The following is a 20318-nucleotide window of genomic DNA, read 5'->3' as shown; positions in this document are numbered from 1 at the left end:
ATTTCAGTAAAAAAAGTGCGAGCAACTAGCCCGCACTTTTTTGAAAATTATTTTGTATAGTTATCGAAATAACCTTGAATATAAATCATCGGTGTTCCTTTGTCACCTGAACCTGAAGTTAAGTCTGAAAGAGAGCCAATTAGGTCTGTTAAACGACGAGGCGTTGTACCTTGAGCAGCCATTTTCCCAGTTAAATCTTCATCTTTGTTTTGGATATACTCAGAAATTGCTGCTTTTAATTCTTCTCCGCGAAGATCCGCAAAATCGTTATCTGCTAAGTATTTTAGTTTTACTTCGTTTGGCGTGCCATCTAATCCAGCAGTGAAAGCTGGTGAAACAACCGGGTCAGCTAACTCCCAAATTTTACCTACTGGATCTTTGAATGCACCATCACCATAAACCATTACTTCAACTGTTTTACCAGTAGCTTCTTTGATTTTTTCTTGGATGCCATCAACAATCGGTTGGCAAGTATGTGGGAATAGTTTTACGCTATCTTCAGTAGCTTTATTTGAACCAAGTAGACCATACTCCGCATTAAAGCCAGAACCATTATTAGATTCAGATAAAATATTATCAAGACTGTATACTTTTTCAGCGCCATTTGCCATTAAAATACGTTTTGTACGTAGGCGTGTATGAATATCACAAGTTAAAACACTCTTCGTAAAATCTAAAATTGTTTTTGGGTTATTTGAAAAAATAACTTCACAAGAAGCGCCTTCAGCTTCGATTAGTTCTTTATAATATTCAATATAATCTACACCTGTAAATGTATGTTTTTTATAGCCGAAATGCTCACGGAATTCAACTTCAGTTAAAGTATCTGTCCAAGGATTAATCCCTTTTACATCTAGCTCATCGATATCAACTAGGTGATTCCCAACCTCATCTGATGGATAGCTAAGCATAAGAACAACCTTTTTTACGCCTTTTGCAATACCACGTAAGCAGTTAGCGAAACGATTACGGCTTAGAATTGGAAAAATAACACCAACAGTATCATCACCAAATTTAGCAGCTACGTCAACTGCGATGTCATCAATGGATGCATAGTTACCTTGTGCACGCGCTACGACAGATTCTGTTACTGTGACAATGTCACGATCTTCAATGGAATAGCCTTCAATCTTTGCTGCATTTAATACTGTATCAACAACGATTTGCTCAATATTATCGCCTTCGTTAATAATCGGACCACGAAGACCTCTTACTACTGTACCAACTACACGTTCCAAAATAATCTCTCCTTATTAAATAGGTAAATGATGTTAAATAAAACCAATATGGTTTTACTATACGCCCCTTTAGTGATATAAGTAAAATTAATAGTTCGTATAATAGCTATAAGGGGTGCTTATATGATAGGGAAATTAGATTTATATCGCGTTTTTAGTATTGTTGCTAAAAATAATAGCTTTTCAAGTGCGGCTAAAGATTTATATATGACTCAACCAGCTGTTAGCCAAGCCATGATGCAATTAGAAAAGGAGCTAGGTACACGTCTCTTTAATCGTACACCTAAAGGGGTGACGTTAACAACTGAGGGTAAACTTTTATATGAGTATACAAATTCAGCGTTAGGCCTTTTAGATGCTGGTGAGGAGAAGTTGCTAGAATTCAAAAATTTAACAACAGGTCAGTTGAAAATTGGAGTAGGGGACACTATTTCTCGTTTCTTTTTAATGCCTTATCTAGAGACGTTTCATACAATGTATCCAAATATAAAATTACAAATGTTAAATGGAACGACTTCGGAAATTTGTAACTTTATTAAATCTGGTGAGGTTGATATAGGACTTTGTAATTTTCCGATAGAAGATCAGACATTACAGTTAACCACTTGCACAGAGGTTCATGATATTTTTGTATGCGGCGAGAAGTACAAAACGTTGGCATCAAAAAGCTTAAGCTTTGAGGATCTGTTAAAGTTTCCACTTATTTTTTTAGAGAAAAAATCAAATTCAAGAAAGTATGTAGAAGATTACTTATTTGCAAGAGGGATCTTCATTGAACCTGAGTTTGAGCTTGGTTCACATGATCTAGTGCTGGAATTTGCACGCAGTAATTTAGGGATTGCTTGTGTAACCAAAGAATTTTCTAATGATTATTTGCAGCGAGGACTTTTATATGAGCTAACATTAACAGAAAGTATACCAACACGAAGCATTGGCATGTGTTATTTGAAAAGCGTGCCTTTATCTCGAGCAGCATTGAAATTTGTAGAAATTATTGAGCATAAGCAGGAACGTAAACGTCTAAATCCAAGAACTATAAAGTGAGCTTAGCGAGTAGTGTTGAAAACCAAAATGGTGAAGGGAATCTATGTCACATTAAATAAAGTATGGCTCTTCTGCAAAACGAGAGGTTGATTTCCGTTCCGACTGGGCGCTTTGTTGCTGACGCTTCGCTTTCGCACAGAGCAAAGCTTCCTGGGGGCGTCCGATGAGCCGCTTCGCTTCGCTGCAGGGTCTCGGGCCAACAGATGTTTTTTGCGCGAAAGCGAAGCGGCAGCAGCACCGATGTTGGTACGAAGGCATTATCACAGGATGTGATGGTTTTAGCCTTCGTTCCTCTATTGCTGATCCCCAAGGAGTCGCCCAGTCTCCACTCCAATCAACCACTTCACATAGTATATATCTTCTGACACATAATAGCTTTTCAACAACATGAAGCTTAGCGAATTACTAGTCGCTAAGCTTTCTTTAATAGTGCCTCTATAAGAATGTTAACATTGCGTTTATTTTTCATCGTAGGTGAGTACAAATATGAAAATGTTCGTATAAAATGCTGGTCCTCGAGAGGTAAGATTTTTATATCGTCATTTTTTAATTCACGCTCAATGACACTAGCAGACAGTAATGAAAGTCCAAGCCCTTGAATAACGCTTTCTTTCACACCTTGATTACTACTAATAGTAAGAAGTGAACCTACTTGGAGCCCATTTGCTCTAAATAAATGGTCTAAATAATAACGTGTGCCAGAGCCTTCTTCACGTGCGACCCAATTTTGCTGCTGTAAGTCCGCAACCGTAATAGTTGATTCCTTTGCAAGAGAATGATTACTCGCACTGACAATAAATAACTCATCTTGCATAAACGGTTTAATAAAAAGTTCATGGTCGTGTGCCTGTCCTTCAATAAGACCGATATCGACTTGTAACAATTTTGTATATTGAATGATTTCTTTCGTATTGCCAATAATAACTTGGAGCTCTAGCTGAGGGAATTGCTGCTGCAAGCTCGCTATGATAGGAGGCAATATATATTCGCCAATTGTAAAGCTAGCGCCAATTACAAGTGTACCTTGAATTTCATGATGATAGGTTAAAATATCTTCCTTTGCCGCCTCTGCGATTGCCATCATTTGCTTAGCTCGTTTATATAAAATTTCTCCAGTGGGTGTGATTTGTACAGATTTTGGTGAACGGATAAATAAGGTCGTTTGAAATTCTTGCTCTAAGTTTTTAATGTGTAAACTGACACTTGGCTGTGAAATATGAAGTATTTCGGAGGTCTTCGTAAAATTATTGACCTCCACCAATGTGATGAATGTTTTTAAAGCATCAAATTGCATATCACCACTCCTATTATTAGAAATATTAATAATTACCATTATATATATGTATTTTACTGATGGTTAACTTTTTAATAAAGTAATAATCATCAAGGATGAAAGAAGTGAACAACATGGATAATGGCCAGCATAGGTTAAATAGTTTCCTAACCCCAGCGTTTATGAAGGGGATATTGTTGACACTCATTATTGCCTTAGTAGCAAAGTATATTTCTACATTCCCGTTTTTCTCAATATTAGGGCAGCTTGTCATTGCAATTATATTAGGTATGGCTTGGAGAGCGGCCTTTAAGGTGCAGGATTCTTGGCAAACAGGCATAACATTTTCAAGTAAAAAATTATTACGCCTCGGCATTATTTTTCTGGGTATGCGTTTAAATTTAGCGGATATTTACAATGCTGGAGCGAGTGTTTTTCTTATTGCGTTTATTAATCTGGTATTTGCTTTAGTGGTTGTCTATGGCTTAACGAAGGTATTTCATGTTGATAAGAAGCTAGGCATATTAACAGCTTGTGGCACAGCTATTTGTGGGGCTGCTGCTGTTGTCGCTATTGCTCCTCAGATTAAAGCAAATGAAAAAGAAACGGCAGTGGGCGCAGCGATAGTCGCATTGCTAGGGACTGTATTCACATTAGTCTACACGGTGTTATACTCGGTATTTAACTTAACTCCTACTGAATATGGTATTTTTGCGGGAGGTACTCTACATGAAATTGCTCATGTTATTGCAGCAGCCTCAGCTGGTGGTAATGAAGCGATTGATATGGCAGTTATTGTGAAGCTAACACGTGTTGCATTGCTTGTACCCGTAGCTATTGTCATCGGTATTTTATATCGAAGAAATGAAAAGGGGCAGGAAAAAAAAGGATTTTCACTGTCGATAATCCCGTGGTTTATTCTTGGATTTTTAGCGATGAGTGCTATTAATTCGTTAGGGATTGTACCAGCTAATGTAGCGCAAATATTTGTAAATATCGCTTATATTTTAATTGGGATGGCGATGGCTGGACTAGGTTTAAATGTAGACATAAAAACCTTTAAACAATTAGGCGTAAAAGCGTTTATTGCAGGATTTATCGGTTCGGTTTGTTTATCAATACTTGGCTATGTTTTAGTTGTTTTCATGTAATAAAGAATTGGAAAAAATCCTGCATTTTCGAAAATGCAGGATTTTTTTAGATAGAATCAGAAGATGTTTTAGTTTTTATCCCACTACCTCATAAATAGTGGAGTTATGGTATACAAATCGAAAATTAGCGTGATGCTTCAATTGAAGAAGCTAATTCAGCTATTACTATTTTGCTACCAATCATTGGACTGTTTTCAGGTTTTCCTCCCTCAGAGCCTTGTCCAGGACGGTGATGAGCTGCAGCGAACGCATCGCTGTTACGCCAAGCTTGGAAATGCTCCTTAGACTCCCAGTACATATTGACGCTCATTTCGTCATAAGTCGGATCATCAGTTGAAACTAATACCTCCACTTTATGGAAGCCTTCAAACTGCTGTAGAGGTCCTGGCTTTGTAAAGTTCGGTGCCATTTTTGCAGCAAAGCCGGGTTTTACTTGAATACGATTTGTAACAATAATCATGCTTTCCCCCCTAATCATTTTTTAGTTAACTATATGAATGAATTATCAATGATTATCATTCGCAATCAATGATAATTCCCTTAGGAAGACATTGTCAATAGAAGAACAATGTAAATTGCAAATAGCTCGATATTTAAAATGTATGAACCAAGACCTAAATAAAGAAATATACGCCACTATAAGAATGTACAGACTCATTAGGTCCTGACATTTAACTGACATAATCCGATGATATAATGAAAATACGAATGAACTGGTGACGAGGTGAAAGGCCATGGCAAAAATATTAGTAGTAGAAGACGAATATGCAATAAGCCAAGTTTTGAAGGCATATTTGAAAAAAGTAGGCTATGATGTTATGCAATGTTTTAATGGCAGTCAGGCATTGGATATATTTCAAGAGGTTCAGCCTGATTTAGTATTACTCGATATCATGTTACCAGAAAAAAACGGTTGGTTAATTTTAAAGGAAATTAGAGAAATTAGTTCTTGTCCAATTATCATGCTAACAGCATTAGGCGATGTAAATTATCGATTAGAGGGCTTCGATCAAGGAGCAGACGATTATATTGCAAAGCCATTTATAGCTGATGAGGTAGTGGCAAGAGTAAAGGCAGTTTTAAGGCGCGCTAAAGGAAGCCATGAATCTTCAGGAATAAAACGCTTTGGTGGGCTAGAGATTGATATGAAAGCCCATAGAGTGCTACTTAAGGGAGAAGAAATCATCTTAACGCCTAGAGATTTATCTGTACTTTTATTTTTGGCCGAACACCCAAACCAAACATTTACACGTGATCAACTTATAGATCAAGTTTGGGGCTGGGAGTATGAAGGTAGTGATAGAGCAGTGGATTTAGCAGTGAAGCGACTAAGAAGGGTACTTAAGGAATGGAATGAGGAAGATGGAGAAATAAAGACACTACGTGGATTGGGGTATCAGCTAAGTGTTCAAAAAAAATAAGCGAATATCTTTACGCAATTACTGGACAAGCCGCTATTTATTAACTCTCTTTGTAGGTCTAGCCATTATCTCTTTTATTTCTGCTGCATGGATTCGACATACGACGTTTCAAAATCGACTAGAGATGATGGAATTTATAGCAGACGAGACTGTATTTCGTCTAACAGATACTTCTGGCCAAAATAATGGACCTATGAACGGTATTCCGGGGTTTATTGGTAATCGTGAGCGATCTACTATGCGAGAAATTGATCCAGTTTTATATGTTGTAGATACGGCAGGCAATATAGTAAGTAGCAATCGACCGATGCCGCCAGGGAGTGAAAAAAATGTTGCCAACTTACTGGGTGGAGAAGAAAGGACAAAGAAAATAACTGTAACGAGTGAGGGGCAAGAGTTAGTTCAATATGTCGTAAAAAGAAAACTTGAAAGGGACAATAAGGAAGTTGGCTGGGTGCTTGTCTTAGAGAAAAAGGAGAATTTAACGAAAGTTAACCAAGCATACGGGCTACTGGCATTACTTATTGGGGCACTTGCTGTATTGGGGTGGGGTGCTATTTATTTTTTATCAAAACGTTTAGCACATCCAATAAAACAAGTCGCCGAAGCCGCAAAGCAAGTGCAAGAAGGAAACTATACAGTTGATTTGCCTCAAAATATTAAGGAAGAAGAAATTTATGAGCTCGTTACCTCCTTTAAGGAAATGGCGAATAAGCTAGAACAATTAGAAAAGACTCGAACAGAATTATTAGCAGGCGTCACCCATGAGCTAAAAACACCGGTCACGTCAATTAGTGGATTATTGCAGGCAGTAAAAGATGGAGTCGTTACAGGGCAGGATGCTAGTGAATTTATTCAAATGGCATTAGTAGAAACGACGAAAATGAAAACGATGGTTGGTGATTTGCTAGCTTATAATCATTTTGCGGTAGATGCAATTCCAGTAAAGCTTGAAACAATGAATGTTAATCAGTTAGTGCGTGATGCTGTAGCTCAATGGGAAGTAATGCAGGATGACGAAAATGTTAAAATACAAATGGATTTCCTTGCAGACTCCGTTGATGTTCAGGCGGATGTTGTACGTATACAGCAAATAGTTACTAATTTATTGACGAATGCAAAGCAAGCAATGCAGGAAGGGATTGTCATCATTACGCTGGTGGAAAAAGAGGATGCTGTCTTCATTACTGTAAAGGACACAGGACATGGCATTCCTCAGGAAGATCAGGCATTTATCTTTGAACGTTTTTATAGAGGAGAAAATAAAAAATATGCGATCCGTGGATTAGGTTTAGGGTTATCACTTAGTAAAATGATGGCGCAATCTATAGGCGGTGATTTACGACTAATTGACAGTAATTCATCCGGAACATGCTTTGAAATAACACTGAAAAAGGCTACTACGCTCTAAAAGGCGTGGTAGCCTTTTTGTAAAGATTTTTTGAAGGAAATGTAAAGCTGACATCTGACTGACACATTAGGCCTTTATAGTAAGCATTGTAAATGAGAAACCAAAAGAAAGGATGGGTTCAAGGATGACCGCAAACAAAAGATTTCTCAGAACGATGGCCTTACCCGCTGCATTATTAATGCTATTAGCTGGATGTGGTGAGAGTAAAGATTATGTGGCGAAGGTTGATGGTGAAAAGATTTTACAAACAGAGTTAGATGACGCATTGCGTGAACAATACGGTACAGAGGTACTAGATACACTAATTACCAATAAAATAGTTGAGCTAGAGGCGAAGAAAGTGGGTGTTTCTGTATCTGAGGATACTATTCAAGAAGAATATGAGAATTTAGCGGAGTCGTATGGTGGAGAGGAATTGTTACAAACGACACTAGAGGAAAACGGACTGACGGAGCAAAGTGTGAGGGATAATATCCGTATGTATCAGCTTACAAAAAATGTAATTGCTGAAAGTGTCGACATATCAGATGAGGAAGTAGCTCAATATTTTGAAGACAATAAAGATAACTATGGACAAAAGGAAGAGGTCCTAGCCAGCCATATTTTATTAGAGGATGAGGCAACAGCAAAGGATGTGCTAGCCAAAATAAAAGCTGGTGAGGATTTTAAAGAGCTAGCAAAAACATATTCAATCGATTCATCAACGAATGAGGATGGCGGGGAAATAGGCTATATTAATCGAGGACAAATGGATGAGAAATTTGAAGAAGCCGCATTTGGCCTTGAAAAAGGTAGCGTCAGTGACATCGTTCAAACGTCAGATGGTTATCACATCATTAAAGTAACTGAAAAAGTACCTGCAGAAGAGGCCGTATTCGAGGATATAAAAGATGAAGTTTATGCGACTATGCTTGAAGAACGCATAAATGACGAATACACGTCTTGGTTAGCTGAAAAACAAGAGCAATACAAAATTGAAAAAATGTAGGGAGTGAACTATATGCCTAATATTACTTCGTTTAATCCTAACGGTCGAAAGGAGATTAAACAGGCTATCTCCTATCCGGACTATGCATTATTAAAAACTAAGCTACGGCATGTAATGCAGTTAGACAAGAATGCTGGGACGAATGGTAAGTATTTAATTCGCAGCACATATTTCGATAATTTTGCAAACAAAGTTCTAAATGAAAAAAAAGAGGGTTATATCAATCGAGATAAATATCGAGTACGAATTTACGGTAAATCCACTACGACTATAAATTTGGAGCGAAAAAGTAAACGAAATAATTTAACCTTTAAAACGAAGTGTGCCATATCTCAAAAGGAATATGAAAAAATGCGTGGTGGGGATATCGCTTGGATGGAGGAAGACAAACGAGCGTTAATTCAAGATTTATATCGGGACATGAAGTATCACAAATTGAAACCAATGACAGTTGTCGATTACGAGCGTGAGGCTTACATCTATCCCTTTGGAAATGTGCGTGTCACATTTGATAGTAAAGTACAGTCGAGCCTACGTAATACAGATATGTTTAATCCGAAACTGCCGATGGTTGATGTACTTGAGCCAAACTTAGTTATTTTAGAAGTGAAATATGATGAGTACTTGCCGGATATTATTAAGTACTTATTACAATCAGTAGATACACGTGCTGAGGCATATTCGAAATATCAGCTTAGTCGTATGTACGGCTAATTGGCTATTTATAAAGGAGAGTTGAACAATGGATACTATAAAATATAGCGATATTTTTAAATCCAGCTTTTTAGAGAAAACAACATCATTTTCATTAATAGATTCACTGATAGGGTTAGTTGTAGCGTTCTTTGTAGGGCTGTTTATTTACGCTGTTTACAAGAAAACCTTTAACGGAGTGATTTACTCTCATTCCTTCAATATTTCACTGCTCATTATGACGATGGCAACAGCACTAGTGATTATGGGAATAAGTTCAAATGTGCTGTTATCGTTAGGTATGGTTGGTGCGCTTTCAATTGTACGTTTCCGTACACCTATTAAAGATCCTATGGATTTAGTATATATTTTCTGGGCAATAGTTTCTGGGATTCTTTGTGGTGCAGGGTTTATTCCACTTGTTATAATCGGTGCCGTTCTAATTGGTCTTGTACTACTTGTGCTAGTGAACAAAATTACTGTGGAAAATCCATATTTATTAATTGTTAAATTTGAAGAAGATTTTGCTTGTGAGGAAGTGGAGCGTATTATTGCGGCACAGTCTAAAAAATTCGCTTTAAAATCAAAATCTATTATGTCGAATGTTGAAATCGAAACAACCTATGAAATTCGTGTTAAACAAAATGATACAAAACTGATGGACAATCTTACAAAAGTACCTGGAGTAAAATCAGCAGTAATGCTTAGTTATGATGGTAATTTCACTGCTTAGTAACCACTTTAGAGGAGTTTTCTTACTATGAAGAGAGGTGCAGATAATGATTAAAACACGGGTTGTCTATATTTGTATGGCAATTCTGCTACTCCTCTTTGTTGTTGTATTTGCTGTGCTTCCAAACGCAGGCATTGAAACAAAAAATACCGAGTTTTCCTATGAGTCTATTGTGTTTAATGAAAATAAAGTAACAACGGTAAATATTGAAATAGCCGAGGAAGATTGGACAGATATGCTAGAAAGTGCAGCAGATAAGGAGTTGAAGCAAGCTAATATCACGGTAAATGGCAAGAGAATAGAGAATGTAGCTATTCGTACAAAAGGAAGTTCATCACTGAACTCGGTTGTAAATAGCGACTCGGATCGATATAGCTTAAAAATAGATTTCGATTATTACGATGATACACAAAGCTTATATGGCTTGAAAAAATTAAATTTAAACAATAATTTCAGTGATACAACATTAATGCGAGAATATATTTCTTATGAGCTCATGGAACAAATGGGATTACCTACACCCGCTCATTCATATATGTATGTCACAGTGAATGGTGAGGATCGAGGTTTATTTTTAGGGGTAGAAGCAGTGGATGAAACATTCCTGGCAAATAACTACGGCTCTAATGATGGATTTTTGTTTAAACCAGATGGGACAGGCAGTGATTTAAAATATATTAGTGATGATATTGCTGATTATACGGGAATTGGCTTAAAAACGAACGAAGGCAATGTCAATCAATCAAAATTCATTGAAATGATTGAGGCCATCAATAATGGCGGCAATATCGAAAAATATATTGATGTCGATGAAATGCTGCGTTATTTTGCTGTGAATACGGCACTCGTAAATCTTGATAGTTATCAGGGAACTATGAAACACAATTACTATTTGTATGAGGAAAATGGTGTGTTTTCGATTATACCATGGGATTTTAATATGTCGTTTGGAGGCTTTGGCGTTGGTGGTAGAGGCGGTGGAATGGGTGACAATAATCAAATCCAAGACAATGCCAATATGAAAGCACCTAATGATGCACAGATAAATGATAAATCCGAAATAAAGCCTCCGAATAATGGTAAACAGCAACAACCAAATGCTGACCGGAATCAGGGAGGACTCAATATGGGATTTGGATTGTCTGGGGATCTGATGTCAGATAGCGCTATTAACTTTAGTGTGACTACACCTGTATCTGGCACAACATTAGAGGAGCGGCCGCTATTAAACGCCTTACTTTCCAATGAAGAGTATCGTGCTAAATATGAAGGCTATTTAGAAGAGGTAGCGACTAAGTACTTAACAGAAGATTACGTACAGAACATTACCAAACAATTAGCATTGCTATTAACAACTTATGTGGAAGCAGACCCTACGAAATTTTCTACAACAGAACAGTTTATAGAAGCGGTAGAAGGGGAAAAAAGTCTTCCTGAATTTGCAAAGCAGCGCTCCGAATCTATTTTGAAGCAGCTGTCTGGGGAGCTTGTTGTGGAAGCAACAACACAAGGGAATATGGAAATGCCTAATCCAGACGAAATTGGTGACATGAACATTCCGATGCAAAGACCAGATAACTTTGATCCGAATCAAATGCCAGAGGATTTTGATCCTTCACAAGCCCCTCCATTTAATCAAAATGGCGATAATCAGGGAGAAAGACCAAATGGTGGTGGTCCAATGCAACGACCTGACCAAAATGGAGGACCTATGTGGCCTAACCAAGGCGACGAACTAAAGCAAGAAACCGTTATCGATAAAAATACAATTCTTACAGCGGTTGTTTGCTTTGTCTTGTTAATAGTTGCACTGCTCTTTGTTTTAAAATTCAAACGAAGAGGTCGTTAAAAAAATAACCATATCCAAAACTTTTGGGTATGGTTTTTGCTTTTCATCGTGCTAAAATTAATCATTCTTTTTTTAGGAGTAATAGTATGAATGAACATCAATTTGATAAATATTTGCATATTAACACAGTCGGTGATCAATACGGCTTCCCTAAACTAGCTCATTATCATCGCTATGAGCCGACTCCGTATGTTGGCTTAGAACAATTATTTTCGGTGTATGAAATGCCTGATAATCCAGTGTTTATCGATATGGGATGCGGAAAAGGGAGAGTCCCTATTTATGTACATGATAAATTTCATATTCCGACAATAGGGGTAGAAATGGATGCAGGTTTTTATGCAGAGGCTGAGAATAATAAAAGGGGCTATCTTCAAAAAAAGAGTGCTCAAGCTCCGGTTTCCTTTATTCATTCAATAGCGGAGGACTATGCTATTCAGCCAAGCGACACGGTTTTCTTTTTTTTCAATCCGTTTTCAATCCATATTTTTCGGACAGTCATTCATAATATATGGAAGTCTTATGAACAACATATGCGTGAAATTCATGTTATTTTATACTACCCACCATATGATTATTTGCAGTTTTTACATCATGGGACGCCTTTTGAATTAATCCATGAGGTTCATCTTGAAAATGAAACAAATATTAACGAACGTCTCTGTGTGTTTGCATTGAAAAAAACTTAGAGCTGTAGAAATAACCCAGCTCTAAGCTTTTTTTAATAAGATTTAAAGACTAAGTCAAATTAGAAAAAATAATCTTACTATGATCGGATGTTACTTTATTTACCTGGTAATAAATAGTTAATGGTAATTCCAAATTAATACTTCCCGAGAACGTTGTAGTGCCTTATATCCCAGAACTAGCAATTTTCGAAAAACGGATTTCTTGTAACGAGATCTTATCGTAAAAAAATAATCGAAAATGCTAGTTTTATATTAATATTCATTCTGAATTAATAGATAATTCTTAAATTACTAATTATGCAGAAAAATCACTCTAGACTAAATATAAAGAATGTTTTACAATGTAAAAGGTTTAATTGAATAATATATTGATTTAGTAATAGATAGTTATAAATTGTTGTTTTGGTTATTTTTGTTATTGAGGAAATGTCATGGATTGTTTATAATTATCAGAAATATCTAATATTTGAAAAAACTTAGGGGGAATAAAATTATGAGAGAGAACAAAAAGCTTAAAAAGTTTGGCTCACTTCTAGTTGCATCTTCACTACTTGCAGGCGTTCTTGCTGGCTGTGGTAACGGAGATAGTTCAAGTTCAGGAGGAGGATCATCATCATCAGGCGGTGGCGGTTCTTCTGACGGTGATACTATTAAAATCGGTGCAAACTTAGAGCTTTCAGGTAACGTAGCTTCCTATGGGTCTTCGATTGGTCTAGGTGCAGAGCTTGCTGTTAAAGAAATTAATGATAATGGCGGAATTGACGGTAAAAAAATTGATCTTATTAAAGTAGATAACAAGTCTGAAAACTCAGAGGCTACTGCAGCAGCTCTTAAACTAGCAACGCAAGATAAAGTAGTAGCAATGCTAGCCCCAGCAACTTCTGGTAATACAGTTGCTACTGTTCAAATTGCGAATAAAAATAAAATCCCAATCGTTACTGGTTCTGGTACTGCTCCAAACATTACAGTGAATGATAATGGTAGCATTAATGAGTATGCATTCCGTACTTGTTTCATCGATCCATTCCAAGGGATTGTAGCAGCAAACTTCGCTTCTAATGAATTGAAAGCTAAAAATGTAGCTATTTTTGCGGACAATGCATCTGATTATGCAAAAGGTTTAGCGAAATCATTTAAAGAAACAATTACAAAAAATGGCGGGAAAGTTGTAAAGGAAGAAGCGTATGTAGCGAAGGATACTGATTTCCGTACACAGTTAACAAATATTAAAGGAGAGAAGCCAGACTTTATTTTTATCCCAGGATACTATGAAGAGGTCGGTTTAATTGTTAAACAAGCACGTGAAATGGGTATTGATGTACCACTGATGGGGGCTGACGGTTGGGATTCACCAACATTAGTAGAGTTAGCTGGTGCGAAAGCGCTAAATAACACGTACATCACCAACCACTACTCTGCAGAAGACCCAGATCAAAAAATTCAAGACTTCGTAAAGGCGTTTAAAGCAGCGAACAATGATAAAGCACCAGATGCATTCAATGCACTTGGCTATGACTCAATTTACTACATTGCTGATGCTATTAAACGTGCAGGCTCTACGGATGGGGAAGCAATTAAAAAAGCATTAGCCGACACAAAAGATCTTTCTTTAGTAACAGGTACTTTCTCAGTTGACGAAAATCATAACCCAATTAAAACAGCAACAGTTCTTGAATTTGAAGACGGTAAACAAGTGTTCAACTCTAAAGTTAATCCTTAATGTTTTTTAGGCAAGGGGAGGCGGGGAAACACGCCTTCCCTTTTATGTTTTTATCTTCATTCAGTGAAGGCTCCCACCATTGAAGGTGGTGAGATGAATGCGGATATGGTTCCTTTACAGTGTCCAAACACCTAATTACGCCAAGGCAAAATTGATAGAACATGAAAAAATTTTTTAAGAGGACACAATTTACTCTATTTTCAATAATAACATGTAGAAGTAAGTCCTATTTTTGCATTTTTCAAAAAATAAAAAGGAGTGAACGCTCATGGAATGGATACAGCAGCTTGTGAATGGTATTTCACTAGGTAGTATCTACGCATTAATAGCGCTGGGGTATACGATGGTATACGGGATTATTAAGCTGATTAACTTTGCCCACGGCGATGTCTTCATGATTGGGGCATTTATTGGCTTTTATGCAATTGCTAAATGGGAGCTTGGCTTCTTTCCAGCACTGTTATTGGCGATGGTGGTCTGTGCAATCTTTGGTGTTTTAATTGAACGTATTGCTTATAAGCGTTTGCGAAATGCCACACGTATTGCAGCTTTAATTACTGCAATCGGTGTATCACTATTAATCGAATATACTACTATTTTCTTCAGAGGTGCGCAACCGGCGGCATATCCTGATGTCATTACTAATAAATCATTTGATGTTTTCGGTGTTCAAATTAGTAGTACATCAATATTAATTTTATCTGTCGCAATTGTACTGATGGTTCTTTTACAATTCATCGTACATAAAACAAAAATCGGGAAAGCGATGCGTGCGGTTTCTCATGATGCCGATGCAGCACGCTTAATGGGCATTAATGTAGATAATACAATTTCAGCGACATTCGCAATTGGTTCTGCTCTAGCTGGTGCAGCAGGTGTTATCTTTGGTGTTTACTATACAAAAATCGATCCATTAATGGGTGTTATTCCAGGGGTTAAAGCCTTCATCGCGGCAGTACTTGGCGGTATTGGTATTATTCCTGGTGCCATGGTAGGCGGCATGTTGCTCGGTGTTGTGGAATCATTAGTAAGTGCACTTGGTTTCTCTCTATGGCGTGATGCAGCGGCATTTGTTATTTTAATTTTAATTTTAATCTTCAGACCATCGGGTATCTTTGGTAAAAATGCCCGTGAGAAAGTGTAGGTGAGCGGTGATTATGAAAAAGTCTAAAGTTTTCTGGGGCTATGCCGTATTAGCGCTAGTCATCTATGCAGTTATTCAGGTGCTTATTTCAACGAACATTCTCGATATTTACTATCAAAATATGTTGATTACAATGTGTATTAACATCATGCTTGCGGTCAGCTTGCATATTGTTATTGGGATTACTGGTCAGTTCTCGATTGGGCATGCCGGTTTCCTAGCAGTAGGGGCATATATTTCTGCCATTATTACAACTAAATTAATGCTTCCGTTCCCATTAGCAATTTTCTTAGGGGCACTTGCAGCAGCAGTAGCAGGTTTAATTGTAGGTATCCCGACGTTACGATTAAAGGGTGACTATTTAGCAATTGCAACGCTTGGTTTTGCGGAAATTATACGTATTATCTTTTTAAATACGGATTATGTTGGTGGCGCAGCAGGGATGCAGGTTGAATATTTATCTAATTGGACTTATGCATTCATAGGTGTTGTTCTAACAATTTTAGTAATCTCGAACTTTACGAATTCTCGTCATGGACGCGCATGTATTTCGATTCGTGAGGACGAAATTGCGGCAGATGCGATGGGTATTAACACAACCTACTATAAAGTTGTAGCGTTCGCAATTGGTTCCTTCTTTGCTGGTCTTGCAGGTGCCATCTTTGCACATAATTTTTACATTATTCAACCGACAACTTTTGGTTTCTTAAAATCATTTGATATTTTAATCTATGTAGTTCTTGGTGGTTTAGGAAGTCTTTCGGGATCCGTTATTGCTGCGATTTTCTTAACTGTAATCTCAGCTTACCTAGCAAACTTCCCAGAAACACGTATGATTATTTACAGTTTAGTATTAATAGTCGTAATGCTGTACCGTCCAACAGGCTTGATGGGAACAAAAGAAGTTACGGATTTATTTAAGTTTGGTAAAAAAGGAGGTACAAAATAATGACTGGAAACCTTCTTATCAATGTTGAAAATATGGGCATTCAATTCGGTGGTTTAAAGGCGGTACAGGGCGTTAATATGTACCTGAATCAAGGAGAACTAGTAGGTCTTATAGGGCCTAATGGTGCTGGTAAAACAACAAGTTTTAACATGCTTACGGGAGTGTATAAGCCAACTGAAGGTACGATTATATTTGACGGTACAAAGTTGAACGGGCTTGCGCCATATCAAGTAACACAAAAAGGTATTAGCCGTACGTTCCAAAATATTCGTTTATTTAAAGAGCTATCTGTTCTAGATAATGTTAAGGTAGCGAACCATTCGCTTGCAAAGCATTCCATGTGGTCTTCCATTTTCCGCTTGCCGAATCATTTTAAAGGTGAGGCAGAAATGGAGCATCAATCTATTGAGTTCCTAAAAATCTTTGGCTTAGATGTTTATAAGGATGAGCTTGCGAAAAATTTACCTTATGGGATGCAACGCCGACTAGAAATTGCTCGTGCCCTAGCTGCGAATCCTAAGCTGCTTTTATTAGATGAACCAGCAGCAGGGATGAACCCGCAGGAAACGCATGATTTAATGGAATTAATAGCGTTTATTCGTAAAGAATTTGACTTAACAATTCTTCTAATTGAGCATGATATGAGCTTAGTTATGGGGATTTGTGAACGTATATACGTGCTCGATCACGGTCAATTAATCGCTGATGGGACACCAGAAGAAATTCGCAACAATCCAAAGGTAATCGAAGCTTACCTTGGCGAGGAGGTTATCAGCTAATGCTAAAAGTACAAAATATAGATGTATTTTACGGTAATATTCAAGCATTAAAGGGCCTCTCTTTAGAAGTAAATGAGGGTGAAATTGTAACGTTAATCGGTGCAAATGGTGCTGGTAAAAGTACATTGTTAAAAACATTGTCAGGTTTATTAAAACCAAAGGGTGGAATCATTGAATATGAAGGCTTCTCTATCGCAGGGAAGGCTGCACAGACAATTGTAAAATCAGGCATTTCACATGTTCCAGAGGGACGTCGTGTTTTTGCCAATATGTCTGTTGAAGAAAACTTAGAGCTTGGAGCATATCTCCGTAGCGATAAAGCTGGTATCAAAAAAGATCTGGATCATGTGTATGAATTATTCCCACGTCTTTTGGAGCGTCGTAAACAGCAATCAGGTACATTATCTGGTGGTGAGCAACAGATGCTAGCGATGGGGCGAGCATTAATGGCAAAACCGAAATTGTTATTAATGGATGAACCTTCAATGGGACTTGCACCACTCATGGTAAAAAATATTTTCAATATTATTGAGCAAGTCAACAAAGAGGGTACAACCGTATTGCTTGTTGAGCAAAATGCCAATATGGCCTTATCAGTAGCGAATCGTGCGTACGTACTTGAAACGGGACGTATAGTATTATCAGGCACAGCGAAAGAGCTTCAAGAGAGTGAACAAGTAAAGGCAGCTTATTTAGGTGGTTTATAGAAGGAGAAGGCGTCTCAATTTTCGAGGCGTCTTTTTTGTATGAGCGCAGGGAGTGAACAGACGTATAGATTTGTTAAAGTGAAGAAAAGAAAGGCTAGAACGACGGATAGATCAGTCAAAGCGGCAGAAAGAAAGGCCAAAACGACGGATACACTTATCAAAGTGACGAAATAGCAGTAGCATTCGTTGTTTATTATTTGGTAATGTGGACGAAAGGAGTGATATTTTATGAAGTATTCAGCACAATATTTTATTGAGAAATTAAATTTAGCAGAGCATCCAGAGGGCGGGTATTATATATCCTCGTTTCGAGCAGCTGAGGATATGGCTGTAAGAGATGTACAGAGACCAATTTATACGAGTATTTATTTCTTACTTCGTTCACAGGATATATCGCATTTGCATCGTTTGAAATCGGACGAACTTTGGTATTATCATGCTGGCAGTCCGTTAACAGTCCATATGATTTTCCCAGATGGTACATATGAGGCGAAGAAGCTAGGATTAAATGTTGAGGCAGGAGAAGTACCACAATTAGCAGTACCGAAAAATACTATATTTGGCTCATCTGTAGAGGATGCAGATACATTTAGTTTAGTAGGCTGTATGGTTGCACCAGGCTTTGATTTTGAAGACTTCGAATTATTTACACAGGATGAGCTTTTAACTGACTATCCACAGCACGAGGAAGTTATTCGAAAAATGGCTTACAAGAAAATTTAACTTATTTCAGCAGGCTGAAATAAGTTAAAGCCTCCGGCGGATGTCACGGATTCGGAAAGGAGTTAATAAAGGATGTTAGCCTAAAATCATCGCATCCATGCGATAACGGCTAACTGACCTGCATCGGTAAAAACGCAACGTCCTGTGGCATTACCGAAATGACCGACATCGTGTCGGCCCTCGTGCAGGCCTAAGCACAAAGCCGAATCCGGACGCAATTATGCCAAGGCATAATTGATTAGAAGAAAAGTAGCCGTCTCAAAATTAGTTGAGACGGCCTTTCTATTTACCACAAAATAGTTTCAGGATAATTAGCTTTAATTTCAATATCATGTAACGATTTTTTTGTAGTAATCGCCGCTTCCATGAGTTGTGATTTTAGCATTACATATTCATCGTCTTCTAACATTAATCGGAGAGCAAATGCTGCTAAATGAGCTTTACGTTCCTCCAAACTTAGTTGAATATACTCTAAGTTCAAAACATCTACATACTGTGTTGCATAACGGAATGTTAATGGACTTTTAGTGTGTAGCATTCTTAAAAATACTAAGTATCCTTCCTCATGAAGCTCCTGCTCTAAGCAATCAGCAACCGCTGCCTGGAATTTACGAATGGCGGCAACATCAATATTCCAATCAGAAGAATCAATTAGCTCTTGATGTAGGCGAATGAAATCATTTAATGCGATAGCAGTAAAAATCAGCTCTGGCCAAAGAACCTCCGCTGCGAAATAAACATTTTTATTTGGAAAAATTAGTTCATGCTGTGTCAGTACACTTTTATTGAGCCCGTTGCTAACAAACTCAAGCTGATGCTCCCCCTTGGCAGCTTGACGTAGATTATAACAAACACTAAGAATGCGAAGGCGCGCTCCTTGATAATCATAATACTTGTTTTCATCACCAGTTATTTTGTAAATAGCATTAATAAGCTCATCTAAATCCCAAAAATCCCCGCTAATACGTGCGCCAGTTAACTGCTCAGTACTTCGAATTGACAGCATAGTTCTATCTCCTTAAAGTGCTTTATTTTGGTGTGTATTTAAGTAGTCTGAATAGTTCTGTTCGTTCTTTATCTGTTAAATCACGCCACTGTCCAACCTTTAAATTGCCAATCTTAATATTCATAATACGAATGCGTTGTAGACGCTTAACGGAGTAGCCAAGTGCCGAACACATACGACGTATTTGACGATTTAAACCTTGCTCTAAAACGATTTTAAAGACTTTATCAGATATTTTTTCAACATAACAAGGTAGGGTTGTAGTATCTAAAATATCTACACCAGCTCCCATTTTTTCGATGAATTGCTCTGTAATAGGTTTATCAACTTGCACGATATATTCTTTTTCATGATGATTTTCCGCACGTAAAATTTTATTGACGATGTCACCGTCATTTGTCAGTAATAATAGCCCTTCTGACTCTTTATCTAGTCGTCCAATATGAAAAATGCGAAGAGGATGATTGACAAAATCAACGACATTTCCTTTTATATGACGTTCAGTTGTGCTTGTAATTCCTACTGGTTTGTTTAAGGCAATATATACGAGCTGTTCTTCTTTTTTTACCTCTTTTTCATCAACACAAACCATATCACCAGCCTCAACTTGACTGCCGACTGTAGCAAGTTCACCATTAATTGTTACTTTACCTTCCTCTACCCATTTATCCGCACCGCGACGAGATACGATGCCTGTTTCACTCAAATATTTATTAATGCGCATACTGTTCTCCTATACATTTATATTATTGTTTAGTATACATTATAGTTGGTCACACCGTGAATCCTAGAAGCTTTTC

Annotated in this window: 20 protein-coding genes; 15 read left to right on the top strand and 5 right to left on the bottom strand. The window is 37.5% G+C overall.

Going from position 1 to position 20318, the window contains the following annotated elements:
- Nucleotides 1–47 precede the first annotated feature (47 nt).
- Nucleotides 48–1238, bottom strand: a complete 1191-nt coding sequence (locus ABH968_RS10260; protein ID WP_370043929.1) for a coenzyme F420-0:L-glutamate ligase — start codon at nt 1236–1238, stop codon at nt 48–50.
- A gap of 123 nt (nt 1239–1361) precedes the next feature.
- Here ABH968_RS10260 and ABH968_RS10255 point away from each other — a divergent pair, with 123 nt between their 5' ends.
- Complete coding sequence (locus ABH968_RS10255; protein WP_370043928.1) at nt 1362–2282, top strand: LysR family transcriptional regulator; 921 nt, start codon at nt 1362–1364, stop codon at nt 2280–2282.
- Nucleotides 2283–2694: 412 nt separating this feature from the next.
- Here ABH968_RS10255 and ABH968_RS10250 read toward each other — a convergent pair whose 3' ends face one another.
- Nucleotides 2695–3576: a LysR family transcriptional regulator gene (locus tag ABH968_RS10250; protein WP_370043927.1), complete on the bottom strand. Its 882-nt coding sequence runs from the start codon at nt 3574–3576 to the stop codon at nt 2695–2697.
- A 113-nt stretch (nt 3577–3689) separates the two neighbouring features.
- On the opposite strand from ABH968_RS10250, the gene ABH968_RS10245 reads away from it, so the two are divergent.
- Nucleotides 3690–4706: a YeiH family protein gene (locus ABH968_RS10245; protein WP_370044016.1), complete on the top strand. Its 1017-nt coding sequence runs from the start codon at nt 3690–3692 to the stop codon at nt 4704–4706.
- 124 nt (nt 4707–4830) lie between these two features.
- Here the strand turns inward: ABH968_RS10245 and ABH968_RS10240 are convergent, their stop codons facing one another.
- Nucleotides 4831–5166 (bottom strand): heme oxygenase, encoded by a 336-nt coding sequence (locus ABH968_RS10240; RefSeq protein ID WP_053482858.1) that lies wholly within the window; start codon nt 5164–5166, stop codon nt 4831–4833.
- A 274-nt stretch (nt 5167–5440) separates the two neighbouring features.
- Between ABH968_RS10240 and ABH968_RS10235 the strand changes: the two genes are divergently transcribed.
- The 13 genes from ABH968_RS10235 to ABH968_RS10175 all read left to right on the top strand — a co-directional run bounded on the left by ABH968_RS10235 (nt 5441) and on the right by ABH968_RS10175 (nt 18512).
- Complete coding sequence (locus ABH968_RS10235; protein WP_370043926.1) at nt 5441–6127, top strand: response regulator transcription factor; 687 nt, start codon at nt 5441–5443, stop codon at nt 6125–6127.
- Nucleotides 6111–7538: a sensor histidine kinase gene (locus ABH968_RS10230; RefSeq protein ID WP_370043925.1), complete on the top strand. Its 1428-nt coding sequence runs from the start codon at nt 6111–6113 to the stop codon at nt 7536–7538. The genes ABH968_RS10235 and ABH968_RS10230 overlap by 17 nt, the downstream gene beginning before the upstream one ends.
- A gap of 124 nt (nt 7539–7662) precedes the next feature.
- Entirely contained in the window at nt 7663–8526 is an 864-nt protein-coding gene (locus ABH968_RS10225; RefSeq protein ID WP_370043924.1) for a peptidylprolyl isomerase, read from the top strand.
- 12 nt (nt 8527–8538) lie between these two features.
- Complete coding sequence (locus ABH968_RS10220) at nt 8539–9240, top strand: polyphosphate polymerase domain-containing protein (protein ID WP_370043923.1); 702 nt, start codon at nt 8539–8541, stop codon at nt 9238–9240.
- A 28-nt stretch (nt 9241–9268) separates the two neighbouring features.
- A complete protein-coding gene (locus ABH968_RS10215; RefSeq protein ID WP_370043922.1) occupies nt 9269–9952 on the top strand; it encodes a DUF4956 domain-containing protein in 684 nt (227 codons plus the stop codon).
- Between the two features lie 46 nt (nt 9953–9998).
- Nucleotides 9999–11801, top strand: coding sequence for a CotH kinase family protein (locus tag ABH968_RS10210; protein WP_370043921.1), 1803 nt, complete (start codon nt 9999–10001; stop codon nt 11799–11801).
- A gap of 86 nt (nt 11802–11887) precedes the next feature.
- The gene (locus ABH968_RS10205) at nt 11888–12490 is read left to right on the top strand and encodes a class I SAM-dependent methyltransferase (protein WP_370043920.1); all 603 of its coding nucleotides are present in this window, start codon (nt 11888–11890) and stop codon (nt 12488–12490) included.
- Between the two features lie 493 nt (nt 12491–12983).
- The gene (locus tag ABH968_RS10200) at nt 12984–14210 is read left to right on the top strand and encodes an ABC transporter substrate-binding protein (protein WP_370043919.1); all 1227 of its coding nucleotides are present in this window, start codon (nt 12984–12986) and stop codon (nt 14208–14210) included.
- A gap of 268 nt (nt 14211–14478) precedes the next feature.
- A complete protein-coding gene (locus tag ABH968_RS10195) occupies nt 14479–15354 on the top strand; it encodes a branched-chain amino acid ABC transporter permease (protein ID WP_053482855.1) in 876 nt (291 codons plus the stop codon).
- Between the two features lie 13 nt (nt 15355–15367).
- Nucleotides 15368–16303: a branched-chain amino acid ABC transporter permease gene (locus ABH968_RS10190; RefSeq protein ID WP_370043918.1), complete on the top strand. Its 936-nt coding sequence runs from the start codon at nt 15368–15370 to the stop codon at nt 16301–16303.
- Nucleotides 16303–17082 carry an ABC transporter ATP-binding protein gene (locus ABH968_RS10185; protein WP_370043917.1) on the top strand — a complete coding sequence of 260 codons (780 nt, stop codon included), beginning with the start codon at nt 16303–16305 and terminating at the stop codon, nt 17080–17082. The genes ABH968_RS10190 and ABH968_RS10185 overlap by 1 nt, the downstream gene beginning before the upstream one ends.
- On the top strand, nt 17082–17789 hold the full coding sequence (locus ABH968_RS10180; protein ID WP_370043916.1) for an ABC transporter ATP-binding protein: 708 nt from the start codon (nt 17082–17084) through the stop codon (nt 17787–17789). Before ABH968_RS10185 ends, ABH968_RS10180 begins: the two co-directional genes overlap by 1 nt.
- A 228-nt stretch (nt 17790–18017) precedes the next feature.
- The gene (locus ABH968_RS10175) at nt 18018–18512 is read left to right on the top strand and encodes a cupin domain-containing protein (protein ID WP_370043915.1); all 495 of its coding nucleotides are present in this window, start codon (nt 18018–18020) and stop codon (nt 18510–18512) included.
- Between the two features lie 286 nt (nt 18513–18798).
- Here the strand turns inward: ABH968_RS10175 and ABH968_RS10170 are convergent, their stop codons facing one another.
- On the bottom strand, nt 18799–19518 hold the full coding sequence (locus ABH968_RS10170; protein ID WP_370043914.1) for a DUF6904 family protein: 720 nt from the start codon (nt 19516–19518) through the stop codon (nt 18799–18801).
- Between the two features lie 22 nt (nt 19519–19540).
- Nucleotides 19541–20242 (bottom strand): 23S rRNA pseudouridine(2604) synthase RluF, encoded by a 702-nt coding sequence (rluF, locus tag ABH968_RS10165; protein ID WP_370043913.1) that lies wholly within the window; start codon nt 20240–20242, stop codon nt 19541–19543.
- Nucleotides 20243–20318 lie beyond the last annotated feature (76 nt).

It is taken from the genome of Lysinibacillus sp. RC79, from assembly GCF_041262405.1.
Lineage (GTDB): Bacteria > Bacillota > Bacilli > Bacillales_A > Planococcaceae > Lysinibacillus.
The sequence above is the reverse complement of the archived record's forward strand: the minus strand, read 5'-3'. Positions and strand labels throughout refer to the sequence as shown.

What these genes read in the sequence shown, in the direction of transcription:
- ABH968_RS10170 (WP_370043914.1), bottom strand. Translation starts at nt 19,518, where the DNA reads ATGCTGTCAATTCGAAGTACTGAGCAGTTAACTGGCGCACGTATTAGC.
- ABH968_RS10185 (WP_370043917.1), top strand. Translation starts at nt 16,303, where the DNA reads ATGACTGGAAACCTTCTTATCAATGTTGAAAATATGGGCATTCAATTC.
- ABH968_RS10245 (WP_370044016.1), top strand. Translation starts at nt 3,690, where the DNA reads ATGGATAATGGCCAGCATAGGTTAAATAGTTTCCTAACCCCAGCGTTT.
- ABH968_RS10255 (WP_370043928.1), top strand. Translation starts at nt 1,362, where the DNA reads ATGATAGGGAAATTAGATTTATATCGCGTTTTTAGTATTGTTGCTAAA.
- rluF (WP_370043913.1), bottom strand. Translation starts at nt 20,242, where the DNA reads ATGCGCATTAATAAATATTTGAGTGAAACAGGCATCGTATCTCGTCGC.
- ABH968_RS10190 (WP_370043918.1), top strand. Translation starts at nt 15,368, where the DNA reads ATGAAAAAGTCTAAAGTTTTCTGGGGCTATGCCGTATTAGCGCTAGTC.
- ABH968_RS10180 (WP_370043916.1), top strand. Translation starts at nt 17,082, where the DNA reads ATGCTAAAAGTACAAAATATAGATGTATTTTACGGTAATATTCAAGCA.
- ABH968_RS10205 (WP_370043920.1), top strand. Translation starts at nt 11,888, where the DNA reads ATGAATGAACATCAATTTGATAAATATTTGCATATTAACACAGTCGGT.
- ABH968_RS10210 (WP_370043921.1), top strand. Translation starts at nt 9,999, where the DNA reads ATGATTAAAACACGGGTTGTCTATATTTGTATGGCAATTCTGCTACTC.
- ABH968_RS10250 (WP_370043927.1), bottom strand. Translation starts at nt 3,576, where the DNA reads ATGCAATTTGATGCTTTAAAAACATTCATCACATTGGTGGAGGTCAAT.
- ABH968_RS10240 (WP_053482858.1), bottom strand. Translation starts at nt 5,166, where the DNA reads ATGATTATTGTTACAAATCGTATTCAAGTAAAACCCGGCTTTGCTGCA.
- ABH968_RS10220 (WP_370043923.1), top strand. Translation starts at nt 8,539, where the DNA reads ATGCCTAATATTACTTCGTTTAATCCTAACGGTCGAAAGGAGATTAAA.
- ABH968_RS10200 (WP_370043919.1), top strand. Translation starts at nt 12,984, where the DNA reads ATGAGAGAGAACAAAAAGCTTAAAAAGTTTGGCTCACTTCTAGTTGCA.
- ABH968_RS10215 (WP_370043922.1), top strand. Translation starts at nt 9,269, where the DNA reads ATGGATACTATAAAATATAGCGATATTTTTAAATCCAGCTTTTTAGAG.
- ABH968_RS10195 (WP_053482855.1), top strand. Translation starts at nt 14,479, where the DNA reads ATGGAATGGATACAGCAGCTTGTGAATGGTATTTCACTAGGTAGTATC.
- ABH968_RS10175 (WP_370043915.1), top strand. Translation starts at nt 18,018, where the DNA reads ATGAAGTATTCAGCACAATATTTTATTGAGAAATTAAATTTAGCAGAG.
- ABH968_RS10225 (WP_370043924.1), top strand. Translation starts at nt 7,663, where the DNA reads ATGACCGCAAACAAAAGATTTCTCAGAACGATGGCCTTACCCGCTGCA.
- ABH968_RS10235 (WP_370043926.1), top strand. Translation starts at nt 5,441, where the DNA reads ATGGCAAAAATATTAGTAGTAGAAGACGAATATGCAATAAGCCAAGTT.